Annotated in this window: 14 protein-coding genes; 11 read left to right on the forward strand and 3 right to left on the reverse strand. The window is 63.5% G+C overall.

Going from position 1 to position 14,868, the window contains the following annotated elements:
• The coding region (locus QM672_RS25275) for a hydantoinase B/oxoprolinase family protein (protein WP_415085914.1) at window positions 1–1,312 on the forward strand (1,312 nt) is incomplete at its 5' end.
• 11 nt (window positions 1,313–1,323) lie between these two features.
• On the forward strand, window positions 1,324–3,402 hold the full coding sequence (locus tag QM672_RS25280) for a hydantoinase/oxoprolinase family protein (RefSeq protein WP_415085916.1): 2,079 nt from the start codon (window positions 1,324–1,326) through the stop codon (window positions 3,400–3,402).
• Window positions 3,403–3,453: 51 nt separating this feature from the next.
• Here the strand turns inward: QM672_RS25280 and QM672_RS25285 are convergent, their stop codons facing one another.
• Complete coding sequence (locus QM672_RS25285) at window positions 3,454–4,359, reverse strand: LysR family transcriptional regulator (protein WP_415085918.1); 906 nt, start codon at window positions 4,357–4,359, stop codon at window positions 3,454–3,456.
• Window positions 4,360–4,641: 282 nt separating this feature from the next.
• Between QM672_RS25285 and QM672_RS25290 the strand changes: the two genes are divergently transcribed.
• From QM672_RS25290 to QM672_RS25320, 7 genes are all read left to right on the forward strand, one after another.
• Window positions 4,642–5,442, forward strand: coding sequence for a 5-oxoprolinase subunit PxpA (locus QM672_RS25290; RefSeq protein ID WP_415085920.1), 801 nt, complete (start codon window positions 4,642–4,644; stop codon window positions 5,440–5,442).
• A gap of 3 nt (window positions 5,443–5,445) precedes the next feature.
• Entirely contained in the window at window positions 5,446–5,688 is a 243-nt protein-coding gene (locus QM672_RS25295) for an acetyl-CoA carboxylase (RefSeq protein WP_311941329.1), read from the forward strand.
• Complete coding sequence (locus QM672_RS25300; RefSeq protein WP_415085922.1) at window positions 5,685–7,076, forward strand: acetyl-CoA carboxylase biotin carboxylase subunit; 1,392 nt, start codon at window positions 5,685–5,687, stop codon at window positions 7,074–7,076. The genes QM672_RS25295 and QM672_RS25300 overlap by 4 nt, the downstream gene beginning before the upstream one ends.
• Window positions 7,073–7,948 carry a 5-oxoprolinase subunit B family protein gene (locus tag QM672_RS25305; protein WP_415085924.1) on the forward strand — a complete coding sequence of 292 codons (876 nt, stop codon included), beginning with the start codon at window positions 7,073–7,075 and terminating at the stop codon, window positions 7,946–7,948. The genes QM672_RS25300 and QM672_RS25305 overlap by 4 nt, the downstream gene beginning before the upstream one ends.
• The gene (locus tag QM672_RS25310; RefSeq protein WP_367624367.1) at window positions 7,938–8,915 is read left to right on the forward strand and encodes a biotin-dependent carboxyltransferase family protein; all 978 of its coding nucleotides are present in this window, start codon (window positions 7,938–7,940) and stop codon (window positions 8,913–8,915) included. Before QM672_RS25305 ends, QM672_RS25310 begins: the two co-directional genes overlap by 11 nt.
• Before the next feature lie 117 nt (window positions 8,916–9,032).
• Window positions 9,033–10,388 carry an allantoin permease gene (locus QM672_RS25315; RefSeq protein WP_311941340.1) on the forward strand — a complete coding sequence of 452 codons (1,356 nt, stop codon included), beginning with the start codon at window positions 9,033–9,035 and terminating at the stop codon, window positions 10,386–10,388.
• Between the two features lie 299 nt (window positions 10,389–10,687).
• A complete protein-coding gene (locus tag QM672_RS25320; RefSeq protein ID WP_311941343.1) occupies window positions 10,688–11,200 on the forward strand; it encodes a GNAT family acetyltransferase in 513 nt (170 codons plus the stop codon).
• On the opposite strand, the gene QM672_RS25325 is transcribed toward QM672_RS25320, so the two are convergent.
• Window positions 11,197–11,802, reverse strand: coding sequence for an IMPACT family protein (locus QM672_RS25325; protein ID WP_311941378.1), 606 nt, complete (start codon window positions 11,800–11,802; stop codon window positions 11,197–11,199). The genes QM672_RS25320 and QM672_RS25325 overlap by 4 nt on opposite strands.
• Before the next feature lie 407 nt (window positions 11,803–12,209).
• Between QM672_RS25325 and QM672_RS25330 the strand changes: the two genes are divergently transcribed.
• Both QM672_RS25330 and QM672_RS25335 read left to right on the forward strand, forming a co-directional pair.
• Window positions 12,210–13,004 (forward strand): lytic transglycosylase domain-containing protein, encoded by a 795-nt coding sequence (locus QM672_RS25330; RefSeq protein WP_311941345.1) that lies wholly within the window; start codon window positions 12,210–12,212, stop codon window positions 13,002–13,004.
• 372 nt (window positions 13,005–13,376) lie between these two features.
• A complete protein-coding gene (locus tag QM672_RS25335) occupies window positions 13,377–13,976 on the forward strand; it encodes a dihydrofolate reductase family protein (RefSeq protein ID WP_415085927.1) in 600 nt (199 codons plus the stop codon).
• Between the two features lie 244 nt (window positions 13,977–14,220).
• On the opposite strand, the gene QM672_RS25340 is transcribed toward QM672_RS25335, so the two are convergent.
• Window positions 14,221–14,826 carry a LysE family translocator gene (locus QM672_RS25340; protein WP_415085929.1) on the reverse strand — a complete coding sequence of 202 codons (606 nt, stop codon included), beginning with the start codon at window positions 14,824–14,826 and terminating at the stop codon, window positions 14,221–14,223.
• Window positions 14,827–14,868: the final 42 nt, after the last annotated feature.

Genomic DNA, 14,868 nt, shown 5'->3' on the forward strand with positions numbered 1-14,868 from the left:
TGCCGAATGCCTGCGCATTCCGCCGGTGAAGATCTGGGATCGCGGCAAGCCGCGCGAGGACGTACTCAACCTGATCTTCTCCAACATGCGGGCGCGGCGCGACCAGGAAGGCGATTTCCGCGCCCTGATCGGCGCCTGCCAGGTCGGCGAGCGGCGCCTGATCGCCCTGCTCGACAAATATGGCAAGCCGACCGTCGATGCCTGCATCGACACGCTGCTCGACATGGCCGACCGGCATATGCGCTCGCTGATAGCGAGCGTGCCCGACGGCACCTATGAGGGCAAGGCCATCCTGGAGGATGCCGGGCATGGTTTCGGCGATTTCGAGATCGGCGCCAAGGTCACCATTACCGGCGACGCCTGCCATATCGTCATCTCCAGCCCGCCGCAAATTCCCTATTTCATCAATTCCTACGAGGGCAATTCCCATTCGGGCGTCTATCTCGGCCTGATGATGTTCGCGGCTTTGCCACCGCCCTACAATGAGGGGCTCTATCGTTGCGTGAGCGTCGATTTCGGGCCGAAGGGCACGCTGTGCAACGCGCAGGAACCCGCCCCCCACATGAACTGCACCACCACGCCTATGGAAACGCTGACGGATGCGGTGCGCCTCGCCTTCGAGAAGGCGATGCCCTCCAAGGTCGCGGCGTCCTGGGGCCACGCCAACGGGCTCAACATCGCCGGCAAGGACGGCCGCACCGGCGAGGAGTTCGTGACCATGGTGCTCGCCACCATCATTTCGGGCGGCGGCGCCACGCCGCAGCAGGACGGCTGGCATGCCGTCGGCCCGGAATGCTGCTTCGGTGCCCTCACCTCGGGCGACGTCGAGCTTCTCGAATATTCCTATCCCATCATCATCCATCGCTATGCGCTGATGACCGATTCCGGCGGCGCCGGAAAATTCCGCGGCGGCTCGGGCACGGCCTGGGAGGTCGAGCCCCTGACTGGCGACATGCTGTGCATCGGTTTCGGCGAGGGACGGCGCATTCCCGCCATGGGCGCCGCCGGCGCCAAATCCACTCTCGTCGACAAGAAGGTTGGCCGCGTCGAGCTCCGGCGCGGCGGCGAAGTCACGGTCGAGCGCAAGAACATCATCGAGACCATCAAGCCCGGTCAGACCATCACCAATCTCAACCCCGGTGGCGGCGGCTACGGCAACCCCTATGAGCGTCCCGTCGAGACCGTGGTCTGGGACGTACGCAACGGCCTCGTCTCCATCGAGGGCGCCCGCGCCGATTACGGCGTGGCCATCAGGGATGCCGAGACGCTGGAAGTCGACCTCGCCGAAACCCGCCGGCTCCGGGCGGCCTGAAAGACACGATCATGGAACATGCTTTTCGTCTCGGCATCGACGCCGGGGGCACCTTCACCGATTTCGTCATCGCCAATCGCGCCAGCGGCGACGTCAAACTGTTCAAGGCCCTTTCCACGCCTTCCGACCCGACCAGGGCGATCGAGAACGGCCTCAGGCAGATCGCCGAGAACCTGGGCACGACGCCTTCTGCCATCGTGTCCGACTGCGACCTGTGCATCAACGGCACCACCGTCGGCCTCAATGCCCTGATCACCCACCGGGGCGGCAAGACCGGGCTGATCTGCACGGCGGGCCACGAGGATTCCATCGAGATCCGTAACGGCCACAAGGAAGACGGCTTTCGCTACGATCCGGAATATCCGGCGGCCACCATGCTGGTGCCGCGCTATCTCAGGCGTGGCGTGCGCGAACGTGTCCTCTCGGACGGTTCGGTACGCACCCCGATGCAGGAAGAGGATGTGCGCCAGGCCTGCCGCCTGTTCCTTGCAGAGAAGGTGGAGACGGTAGCGATCTCCTTCGTATGGTCCGTGCTCAATCCCGGGCATGAGCGCCGCGCCGCCGAGATCGTGCGGGAGATGATGCCCGAAGCGATCCTCACCGTCGGCAGCGAACTCTATCCGCAGATCCGCGAATATACCCGCACCTCCACCGCGGTGACCAATGCCTATCTGGCCCCGGTGATGCGGCGCTACGTGACGGCGGTCGACCGCTATTTCCGCGATCTCGGCGCCAGGCAGCCCGTACGCTACTTCCAGTCCAATGGCGGCCTCGCCGTCGGGCAGGTGATGACCGACCGCTCCGTCTACGCCATCAATTCCGGTCCCGCCTCAGCGCCGCAGGCCGGCCTCTATGTCGGTGCCCCCTTCGGCAAGGAGAATGTCATCACCGTCGACATGGGCGGCACCTCCTTCGACATCACGCTGACGCGCAACGGCCAGACCAACCTCAACAAGAACGTCGACTTCCTGCGCTACCGTGTCGGTGTTCCCATGATCCAGGTCGAGACGCTCGGGGCCGGCGGCGGCTCGATCGGCTGGATCGACAGCCTGGGCCTGCTGCAGGTCGGCCCGCAATCGGCCGGCTCGGAACCCGGCCCGGCCTGCTACGGGCGCGGCGGAACCGATCCAACGACCTCCGATGCCAATCTCGTGCTCGGCTATCTCAATCCCGAGGGCCTGCTCGGCGGCAAGTTGCCGCTCGACGTCGCCAAGGCCCGTGAAGCCGTCGCCAGGGTCGCGGAGCCGCTCGGCATCAGTATCGAACAGGCCGCCTATGGCATGTTTACGATCGTAAATAGCGGCATGGTCAACGGCATCCGGCGCGTGTCGGTCGAGCGCGGCTACGATCCGCGCGACTTCGTTTTGGTCGGGGCCGGCGGCGCCACCGCCGCCCACATCACCGCTCTGGCGCGCGAGATGGGCATCGACACCATCATCCTGCCCAAGCTTGCCTCGGGCCTGTGCGCCTTCGGGCAGATCATCTCGGACGTCAAATACAATTATATGGCGACAGCGCCCCTGCGCCTGGACACTGCAGGCGCCTGCGAGAAGATCGACACGCTCTTCGGTGAGATCGAGGCACAGGGCGTCCGCCACCTGGAGGTGGACGGCTTTGCTGCCGACCGCATCGCCATCAAGCGCAGCCTGGAAATGCGCTATGTCGGCCAGGTGCATGAGTGCACCGTCGACATCGACAATTTCAGGATCGACGAAACCACGATCGACAAGGTCAAGGATGCCTTCCACGCCCGCCACGAGGAACTCTACACCTATAGCGAGCGGCACAATCCTGTCGAAGTGGTAAACATCGAATCCACCTTGTACGGGCTGATCGAGAAACCGAGGCCTCCCAGGCTGGAGGGAACCGGCAGTCTGGAACTCGCGCTCAAGGGCAAGCGGCCCGCAATCTTCCAGGCCTCAGGCGAGGCAACGTCGACACCTGTCTATGACGGCTCGAAGCTGGGCGTGGGGGTCTCCGTTGCCGGGCCGGCCATCATAGAGGAGGTCACCACCACCATCGTCATCGAGCCCGGCTGGACTGCAGCCTTACACGAAAGCGGCAGCTATCTGCTGACCTGCAAGGATTGACCGGCGATGCCCGCTCTTCCTGCGCTCCTCCCGTTTGCGGCCCTGTCTCCGCTAGCGATTGGGCGGCAGGAAGAAGGCCTGGCGGAAATAGGAGCGGAAGGCTTCCATGGCGGGGGTGAACGCCGCGTCCCGCCGCCAGGCCAGGCCGACATCCATCGAGGGGATCGGCTCGGTCGGCACGATCGTCTCGATGCGCTTGCCCTCCAGCGACCAGGGCCTGAGCACCATGTCCGACAGGATCGCCACCCCTTGCCCGTCCGCCACCAGCGAGCGCACGGCCTCGACCGAGGAGGTGCGCAGCGTCACGTTCGGCCGGAAGGAGGACAGGCTCCAATAACGCAGCGCCGTGTGGGCGGCTTCGTCCACGGTCAGCATGATATAGGGCTCTTCGGCGACCTCCTTGAGACTGACGGCGCCCTGCGCCAGCAGCCGGTGGCGGGCCGGCACCCACAGCCGCCGGCGCGAGCTCATCAGCGTCTCGGTGGTCAGATCGGGATTGATCACGTTGGAGGTCAACAGCACCGCCATGTCGTAGCGATTGGCCAGCAACCCGTCCTCGATCGCCTCGCGGTTGAGCTCGAAGAGCTGGATGTCGAGATTGGGCCAGGCGCGGCGCAGGCGGCCGAGATGGTTGGGCAGGAAATAGCCGATGACCGTATAGGTGGCCGCAACCGTCAGCCGGCCGGCGAAATCATTGGCGGGCAGGAGCAGGCTGGTGGCCTCCTCGACCTTGTTCAGGATCTCATAGGCGTGGAACAGGAATTGCCGGCCCGCGGGCGTCATGTCCATGCCCTGGGTGGAGCGGGTGAACAGCTCGACGCCGACGATCTGTTCCAGCTCCTTGATGGCGGTGGTGATGGCCGATTGCGAGATGCCGAGCTCGCCCGCAGCCTGGGACACCTGGCCATGCTCGGCCGTCGCCACGAAATAGCGGATCTGGCGCAGACTGACCGGCATGAGCGACTCCCTTCGCGTTTCAGATCGATATCTACATCAGTATTTGAAAAATCGATAGACGGCCGATTCAGGCTTCATCGAATTTCATGCTTCGCCCCCAATCTTTGGAAAATCTGCCCCACATGCGAGGAATTAGGAGGAAGTCAGGAAATCGCCTATTTCTGAAAATCAGATAATAGGCATCTGAATATAGAATTTTTCAATCGAACCGTCTCGCCGTAACGTCAGAGCAAGACCGGCCGTGATGCCGGCCCAGGATGAATTTCACAGAGGGAGGCTGGCTTGGCGCTGGCTGCGGTCGACATCAATTGCGACATGGGCGAAGGCTTCGGCCAATGGCGCCTGGCGGAGGCGGACGACACCGCCTTGATGGAACTCATCAGTTCCGCCAACATCGCCACCGGCTTTCATGCCGGGGACCCCTCGCTGATGGACGCCACCGTGCGGCTGGCGGCCCAGCACGGCGTTGGCATCGGCGCCCATCCCGGCTATCGCGATCTCCAGGGCTTCGGCCGCCGCCGCATCGAGGGAGCGCCCGAAGAGATCGTCAACGACATCGTCTACCAGACCGGAGCGTTGCGGGAATTCGCCCGCCGCCACGGCGCCAGCCTGCAACATGTGAAGCCGCATGGCGCGCTCTACATGGAGCTGGCTGTCAATGAGGAACTGTCGCGCTCCTTCGTCCATGCAATGCAGGCCACCGCTCCCAACGCTTTCATCTATTGCATGGATGTCTCGCTGACCCATCGCGTCGCCGTCGAGGCCGGCCAGCCGGTGATCCGCGAATTCTATGCCGACCGCGACTATGGCCGTTCGGGCTCCATCGTGTTCACCCGCCGCACCGGCAAGCTCGATCCGGCGGCGATCGCCGACAAGGTGGTGCGAGCCTGCCGGGAACAGCGGGTACGGACCGTCGAGGGCGACGACATCGACATCGCCTTCGATTCCATCTGCTTTCACTCCGATACGCCCGGCAGCCTTGCCATCGCCCGCGCCATGCGCGCGGCCCTGATCGCCGATGGCATCAAGATCATGCCGGCGAGCGAACTCGCCCACCTGCCCAGAGCCATCACGAGGGGATGAAGAATGGCAATTTCGCAGATCATGTCACCCTTGCCCGGTGTCTTCTACAGACGCCCCTCCCCTGACAGCCCGTTCTTCAAGGAGGACGGGGAGTCCGTCGCGGCCTCCGATGTCATCGGCCTGATCGAGGTGATGAAATCCTTCCACGAGGTCAATGCGGGCATCGGCGGCAGCAATATCCGCTTCCTGGTCGACGATGGCGATGCCGTGATGGCCGGGCAGGTTCTCGCCGAGGTGGAGGCATGAACATCCGTTCCGTCCTTATCGCCAATCGCGGCGAAATCGCCGTACGCATCAATCGCGCGGCCAAGGCGCTGGGACTGCGCACCGTGCAAGTCTACAGCGCCGCGGACAAGGACTCCCTCGCCGTACGGCTTGCCGACGAAGCCATCGAGATAGGCCCCCCGGCCGCCAAGAAATCCTATCTCGACATCGAGGCCGTGCTTGCTGCCGCCAGGGCGGCCAAAGTCGATGCCGTGCATCCGGGCTATGGCTTCCTGGCCGAGAACGCCGATTTCGCCGATGCCGTGGTGGCGGCGGGCATGAAATTCGTCGGCCCCGCCGGCTCCGCGATCCGCCTGCTCGGCGACAAGGTCGCGGCGCGGGCCGAAGCCGAGAAGGCGGGCGTGCCCACCGTGCCGGGCAGTGGCGGGCGCGTCGCCGATCTGGAAGCCGCCGAGGCCATCGTCGCGCGCATCGGCTTTCCGGTGATGATCAAGGCCGCGGCCGGCGGTGGCGGGCGCGGCATTCGCGTCGCCGCCGATCTGGACGAGTTCCGCCGGCAGTTCCCCCAGGCTTCCGCCGAGGCGGCCGCTGCCTTCGGCGATGGCGGTCTCTATATCGAGAAGGCCATCGAAAAGGCGCGCCATGTCGAGGTGCAGATCCTCGGCGACGGCCGGAACTTCGTGCATTGCCATGAGCGCGAATGCTCGCTGCAGCGCCGGCGCCAGAAAGTATGGGAGGAAGCACCCGCCGTCGGCCTGTCGCCCGAGGTGCGCGAACGCCTGTGCCGGAGTGCAGTCGCCCTCGCCCGCTCGGTCGGCTATAGCGGCGCCGGCACGGTGGAATATCTCTATGACGAAGCCAGCCAGGACTTCTATTTCATCGAAGTAAACACGCGCATACAAGTCGAACATCCGGTGACGGAGATGGTCACCGGTCTCGACCTGGTCCAAGAGATGCTGCGCATTGCCGGCGGCGAGCCGCTCTCCGTCCGCCAGGAGGACATCGCCGTCGCCGGCCACGCCATCGAATGCCGCATCAACGCCGAGGATCCGTTCAAGAACTTCATGCCCTGGCCTGGCGTGGTCTCGGAATTGTCGGTGCCAGAGGCGGAGGACATCCGTTTCGACACCATGCTCTTTGCGGGCTATGCGGTGCCGCCCTTCTACGACTCCCTGCTGGGCAAGCTCGTCGTGCATGGCGAGGACCGCACGGCCTGCCTGGCCATGCTTCGGCAGGCACTGGCCGGCCTGAAGATCGAGGGCATTCCCACCACCATTCCCCTGCACAAGGCCCTGGCCGCCGACGGCGACGTCGCAGCGGGGCGTTTCCACACACGCTTTCTCGAGGGCTGGCTGGAGAACCGTTTTGCGCCGCCGCCAGTCGAACCGGCGAAGGAGGCCGCCCGATGAAAAGCCGATATTCCTTTGGCGGCGATGAGCACCTGTTCGTCGAATGCGACGAGAGCATGTCGCTGGAGGCCTTCTTCAAGAGCCTGTCCATGACCCGCGCCATCAGGGAGGCCGGCATTGCCGGCGTCACCGAGATCTGCCCGGCCAATGCCTCCTTCCAGATCCGCTTCGATCCCGATCGCATCAAGCCGGACGACATCCTGGCGGAAGTGAAGAGCATCGAAGAGGCCGCCGCGAAGGCCGAGCCGGTGATCGGCACCCGCATCATCGAGATCCCGGTGTTCTATCAGGATCCCTGGACGCATGAGACGCTGATGCGGTTTCGCGAGCGCCACCAGGACCCTGGGGTCACCGATCTCGAATATGCCGCCCGCATCAACGATCTCGCCTCGGTCGAGGATTTCGTCACCGCCCATAGCGGCTCGCCCTGGTTCGTCTCGATGGTCGGCTTCGTGGCGGGGCTGCCCTTCATGTATCAGATGGTCGAGCGGCAAAGACAGCTCCAGGTCCCCAAATATCTGAGGCCCCGCACCGACACGCCGAAGCTGACGGTCGGCCATGGCGGCTGTTTTTCCTGCATCTATTCGGTGCGTGGCGCCGGCGGCTACCAGATGTTCGGCATCACGCCGATGCCGATCTTCGATCCCGAGCAGAAGACCGGCTATCTGCGCGACTTCATGGTGTTCTTCCGGCCGGGCGACATCGTCAAGTTCAAGCCGATCGGGCGCGACGAGCATGACGCGATCGCGGCCGACGTCGCTTCCGGCCGCTATGCGCCGCAGATGCATGAGGTCACCTTCGACCTCCGGGAATTCCAGAAGGATATCGACGGCTACAACGCCAGGCTGGAGGGCATGATCCATGGGCGTTAAGGTCCTCAATCCAGGCCTGTCCACCACCATCCAGGACCTTGGCCGGCCGGGTTATTTCCATCTCGGCATTCCCGTCGGCGGGGCAATGGACCGGCTGGCCCTGCGTGCCGCCAATCTCCTGGTCGGCAATGATGAGGGGGCAGCCTGCCTGGAGGCCGTGTTCCTCGGCCCCGAACTCGAATTCACCAAGGATGCGACGATCGCCATCACCGGCGGCGAGATGCCGATCAAGATCGGCGGAGTCGAGCAACCCTCCTGGACCGCCCTCAGCGTCAAGGCCGGCCAGACGCTCAGCTTCGGCTTCCTCAAGGCGGGCGCACGCATCTATATCGCCGTCGCCGGCGGCTTCGACGTTCCCCTGGCGCTCGGCAGCCGTTCTACCTACGTGATCGGTGCTCTCGGCGGTTATAAGGGCCGCGCCTTGGCCAAGGGCGACGAACTCGCCATCGGCGAAGCGGGCGCGGTCAAGGAAGGGCGTAGCGTGCCCGAGCCCTTGCGCCGCCGTCCTGGCACACCGGCGCAGCTTCGCGTCCTGCCGGGCCTCTATTGGCACCGCGTCCAGGAGCAGTCGGGACGCGCCTTTTTCGAAGACCAATGGAAGGTCGCGCCGGAAGCCGACCGCATGGGCTATCGCTTCCGGGGCGGGCGTCCACTGCACTTCGTCGAGCGGGAGCCGCCCTTCGGCGCGGGATCGGATCCCTCCAACATCGTCGACAGCTGCTATCCCTATGGCTCGATCCAGGTGCCGAGCGGCACCGAGCCGATCATCCTGCATCGCGACGCCGTGTCCGGCGGCGGCTATTTCATGCTCGGCACCGTGATCTCGGCCGACATGGACCTGATCGGCCAGATGCAGCCCAACACGCCGACGCAATTCGTCGAGGTCGACATGGCCACGGCCCTGGCGGCACGCGCCGAACGCGCAACGCTGCTGGCCTGTATCCGGGCCGTGCTGGCCTCCAGCTAGAACCCTTTGCTCCAGCTCCCGGTCGAAGCGGCCAAAAAGGCCGCCGACCCAAGAACATCCAAAAACATCACCATCCAAGCACGACATCGCTCCACAATCAGTGAGAGGGGAACCATCATGGCAGGCACCGTCACGGCCGCCGAAGCCGACACGCTCGACTATTCCAACCGGGCCGTTCCGCCCGATGCCCGCATGCCCAGAATGGCCCTGACCATGGCCTGGTGGGCCGTGTGCAGCGCCGTATTCTATATCGTCGTCGGCGCGGCCCTGGCGCTGGGCTTCGGCACCCGCAACGCCATCATCGGCATGGTCATGTCGGTGATCGCCTATGGCGTGATCAACGCCGTGCTCAGCCGCTTTGCCATTCGCACCGGCCTGTCCGTCGCCCTGTTCTCGCGCGTGCTGTTCGGCAATGTCGGCGCGGGGCTGGCCACCCTGATCTTCTGCGCAACCGCTATCTACTATGCCGTGTTCGAAGGATCGGTCATCGCGGTCGGCATCCACACCATCTTTCCCGGCGTGTCCTATGCGATCGCCGCCCTGATCGTGGTGCTCTATTCGGTGCCGTTGATCTTCGGCAGCATCCAGACCTGGCTCGACAAGTTCAACGGCGTGCTGCTGCCCTTCTATATCCTCGGCCTCGTGGTCGCCGTCGGTCTGGCCATTGCCGAGTATGGTTATAGCGACAAATGGCTCAATCTCGGCCCGGCCGGCGGCGCGCCGGCTGGCGGCTGGTGGTCGTGCTTCGTCTATTACATGGGCGTGTGGGTGCTCATGATGTTCACCTTCGACTATGCCCGCTTCGGGCGGCAGGAGGACGCCGGCTATCACGCCTTCTTCAATTTCGGCATGCCCTTCTATGTCATGGTGTTCCTGGTCAGCGGCCTGTTCGGCATGTTCATGATCGGCACCGTTCCCGATCTCGGCACCGTCAGCGAAGTGACCGTCCTGCTCGCTTTGCTCAAGCTGATGGGCGTTTGGGGCCTGCTCTTCGTCTGGGTTACGCAGACGCGCATCAACACGGCCAATTATTATCTCGCCGCCGTCAATATGGAGGCCCTGGTCCAGCTCTTCGGCAAGCTGCCCTTCGGGCGCATCGGCTGGGCCGTGGTCGTCGGCCTGATCGTCTATCTCCTGATGCTGGCCGATGTCTTCGCCTATCTGCTGCAGGCCCTTGCCTATCAGGGCATCTTCGTGGTGGCCTGGGTCGCCGTGGCCATGGCCCACATTCTCAGCGACCGCTATCGGCGCCTAGCCGGCGATACGATCGAATATCGCTCCAGTCACGTGCCCGCCTTCAACCCACTCGGCCTAGCCGCCTGGTTTGCCGGCGCGGCCATCGGCATCGGCCTGCATCTGTTCGGTGGCGCCTATGCGGAGCTGTCGGCACCGGCAACGGCCGTGGCAGCGTTCTGCATCTACACGGTGGGTCTTAGCTTCGCCCGCCGCTCCTGGTTCCTGGTTGCGGATTGACGCGAACAATCGCGAGACCCGGCTGGGTGATCAGCCGGGAACTTGCACGGGTGGTCGGTTGCACCGCTTGGGAACGATCGGCTTCGACAGGCGTTTGATTGCAAGATGCGCACGCGTCAACCGGACCTGGCAGTAGAGGGAACAGGGATGGTTTTTCCGGTTTCCCGCCCTGACCAACGAAATGGTAGCCGAGCCCTTGTCCTGCCCGTGCGTATCGCCTCGGCTCGTGAGGCAGGGGCTGATTTCGAGCGCGTTCCGGGTGCTGCCGGACTCGAGTGGTCAGATTTTGCAGGAGTCGCATGGAGGTCCTGTCCCGGGTGGTGTTCACCGTAGCCAGCATCTGCCTGATGATGTTGGCGGGCGGTCTTGTCGCGATAGCCGGATTTCGGGTCTTTCATGCCGCCTATTACGATGGCCAGTTCGACAATACGCTACTCGATTCAATCGGCTTCGTGGTGGTCGGCGTCGCGGTCTTCGACGTGGCGCGCTATTTCCTCGAAGAGGAGGTGCTGCGCGCCCGCGAAATGCGCAATGCTGTGGAAGCTCGCCGCAGCTTGACGAAGTTCATGTCAGCCATCGTGATCGCAGTTTTCCTCGAGGCTTTGGTAACGGTGTTCAAGGTAGCCAAGCAAAGCCCGGAGCAATTGCTCTATCCGGCGCTCCTGCTCTTCGGCGGCACCGCGATGATCGTGGGCCTTGGCGTCTATCAAAAGCTGTCCGTCAGCGTCGAGCGGGAAAGTCCGGCAGAACCCCGCAAGGAAAAGGCCGAGAGCAAGCGCAAGGCCGGAGAGCGGCAAGCAGAGCCAAGCTAGGCCGGAGGCTCGTCTGGCGTCGCAATAGACATGACTGCGCGACCGCTCGTGACATCCGCGACCATCTGCCGAACATCGACCAGATCCTGTTCGCGGATCGCGGCGACAAACTCGCTTCCCGTCGCAGTATAATCCTGCGTCAGGATCTGCACCGCCTCATGGGCGGACAAGCGGGCCTGTACCAGCGCCAGGTCGGTAAAGGCGCAGGAGATGCGTGCCTCGACCCGTATGACGATCGGCAGCTTTTCGGCAGCGCGCAGGCAGGCGGCAGCCGTGCCGCCGTAGGCCCGGATCAAGCCGCCGCTGCCGAGCAGCACGCCGCCGAACCAGCGCGTGACCACGACGGCGACACCATCCAGGGCCTGGCCATCGATCGCCTGCAGGATCGGCTTGCCGGCGGTGCCGCTGGGCTCGCCATCATCGTTGAAGCGGTAGAGGGGGCCGACTCGCCAGGCCCAGCAATTGTGATTGGCCGCCATGTCGGAATGATCCCTGATGAAGGCCTTGGCGGCCTCTTCTCCCGACACGGGAGCGGCCGTCGCCAGAAAGCGGCTTTTCTTGACCTCCTGTCTGAAGGTCTCGATTCTCTGAAGGCTGAACAAATCCGGCATGGCTGCAATCTAAAGCATTTTCCGGAAAAGTTGACAGCCATCCCTCAACATAAAAAATATCGTTAGAACAATTGGTTATTGATAGATCCCAATGTAAGGAAATGGCAGGTCGTATCCGTGCGGACCGTTTTGCGCCAAATCACCGCGCTCAACCATGGCGGGGGGAGCCCACCATGTCGACGGCATGCGATCCGGCAAGGCCGCTCGCCGCAGAAGCATGCGATGGCGCAACTGCGCTCGCCCAATGCTCATGCGGTGACAACAGGCACAAGCTTTGGCCTGCTTCGTAAACCCAAAATCGAAAGCATGATGTGGGCACCGTTCTGCATCGATTGACTTGACCGGGCGTCACTGCTGTAGTCGCCGGCAGCCTGGATGTTCTCAAAAAAGGGATTTGGATGAGCACGAGGATACATGTAGCGGCGCTGGCCGGAGCGGTCTTGAGCCTGTTCCAGCTTTCAGGCGGAGCCTATGCAGCCCAATGCGGCAAGACTGCAGCCGGCTATGAAGCATGGAAGCAGGAATTTTCCGCCGAGGCACGCGCCAAGGGCGTCGGTCAGGCCGGCATCGCCGCGCTGATGAGCACCCATTACGCCACAGCCACCATCAACGCCGATCGCGGCTTGAAGAGTTTCCGGCTGTCCCTGGACCAGTTCCTTGCCAAGCGCGGTGGCAACACGATCGTTGCGCGCGGACGCCAGCTCAAGAAATCCCAGGGTGCGTTGTTTGCCACTATCGAGCGCCGTTACGGCGTGCCGCCGGGACCGCTGCTGGCGATCTGGGGCATGGAGTCGGGCTTTGGTGCCGTCAAGGGCAACCAGAACATGCTCTCCTCGGTGGCAACGCTGGCTTATGACTGCCGCCGCCCCGAATTCTTTACCGACCAGCTCTACGCTGCGCTCAAGCTCGTCGACAGCGGCCGCTTCACGGCGCAGACCCGCGGTTCCATGCATGGCGAAGTGGGCCAGACCCAGTTCATGCCCAAGACCGTACTGCAATATGGCGTCGGCAATCTCGACACCGCTGCGGGTGCCCTCGATTCGACCGCCAACTACCTGAAGGCCCATGGCTGGAGTGCCGGCCAGGGCTACCAGCCGGGCGAGCCGAATTTCGGGGCTATCCAGGCCTGGAATGCCGCCTCCGTCTATCAGCAGGCTATCGCCCATATCGGCCAGCGCATCGACGCCCAATAGAAAGTCCCGCTGGGGTGGGTGCGAGAACCGCGAGCTCTTTCACCCAGCCGCGATCGACCACCGGTCCATGACGCCGTGGAGCACCAGCTTCCACGGCGTTTTATCTTGATTGACCTATGATCCGAAAGAATGGCCTTCATCTCGGCCTGCTGCCCGCCACTGCATGCCGCGCCCGCGCCGCTACGTGCCTTCGGTGGGAGTCGTTCGCTCCCCTGCCCGCCCGACAGAATGTTCCATCGCCGATATAAACTAAGCCCTTGCGCTAAGTTTTGAAGGCTGATAGTTAGCCTTGAGGATAGGTAATGGGTTTTCACCCACATCCCGAAAAACCGGGGTCGAGCTGCGAAAGGTGATGTCATGAAGCTGGTCTTGATGGAATTCTTGTCCCTCGATGGCGTGTATCAGGGGCCGGGAAGCCCCGATGAAGACACGACCGACGGTTTCACCCGCGGCGGCTGGTTCGTGCCCTTCATCGATGATGCCTTGATGCGTTCGGTGATCGCCTGGGTCGCCGAGGCCGATGGCTTCCTGTTCGGGCGCCGAACCTATGAGAATTTCGCGCGCGATTGGCCGAAAATGGATGATCCGAACGATCCGATCGCCAGCAAGCTGAATGGCGCTCCGAAATATGTGGCCTCGACATCGCTCGAACGTGCCTCATGGGCTCCATCGACCATCCTGTCTGGCGACATTTTCGACGGCATCGCCGCCTTGAAGGCCAAGCCCGGTCGCGAGTTGCAGATCCATGGCAGCGGGCGGCTCGCCTACTCGCTATTGGCAGCCGGATTGGTGGACGAGCTAAGGCTCATGGTTGCTCCCGTCGTACTGGGACAGGGCCGCAAGCTCTTCAGAGATGGCGGGCAGCCTCTCGGCTTCAGGCCGTTGAAGGCCGAGGTGACGCCGGCCGGCCTCACGATCCAGGTCTACGAGAAGGCTGGAACACCCACCTTCGCGACTTACAGTCCTTCGTGATTTGCCGGACCGAGACGGGCCGAGATGGGCCAGGCTCCGCTGGACGAGAGGCGCCGAAATGCCGCGATATCGCCACCGCGCCGAAACAAACGGAAATCGCAGGTTAAGGCAGCACGGGCATGCTGGTGGCCTCTTTCACCGGAGCCAAGCCGATGCTCGAAAGTGTGCTGCTTGCCTTGCTGTTCTCCTTCGTGACCTATTATCTCACCTTCGACCTCTGAAGGGAGGTCGATGCTCCCGTCGATCAACGCCCCGCTTCAGCCAGGATCGGATAGAGTGAGGCGACCAGCGCCAACGCCATCACCATGTTGAAGACGCGCAGCCGCACAGGTTCCGACAGGAAACCGCGCAAAGCGGTCCCCGCTGCCGCCCAGACCAGCAGGCAGGGGCCATTGGCCAGAACGTAAATGGCCGCCACCACCAGGACATAACCGAAGAAGCCGTCGACCGGCGTGTAGGTCGCAATCGCTCCGATCGCCATGATCCAGGCCTTTGGATTGACCCATTGGAAGGCCGCTGCCTGGAAGAAAGTCATCGGTCGATCCCGGCCACCCTCCGAATCCGGCCCGCCCGCTCTCGCGATCTTCCAGGCGAGATAAAGGAGATAGACCGCGCCCCCATAGCGCAGCAGTGTGTGAAGGAACGGGAAGGCCGTGAACAAGCCGCCTATGCCGAAGCCAGCGGCGAGCACCAGGATGCAGAAGCCCAGATTGATGCCGAGAAGGTGAGGCATGGTGGCCCAGAGACCGTAATTGGCGCCGGAGGCCAGCAGCATCGTGTTGTTCGGCCCCGGCGTGATCGAAGTGACGAAGGCATAGAGGATGAAGGCGGTCAGCAGGTCGGATGTCATGGCAAGGGCCGTCGGTTCCGCAGGGAATTGACGGCACCATAG

It is taken from the genome of Labrys sp. (in: a-proteobacteria), assembly GCF_047605565.1.
Lineage (GTDB): Bacteria > Pseudomonadota > Alphaproteobacteria > Rhizobiales > Labraceae > Labrys > Labrys neptuniae.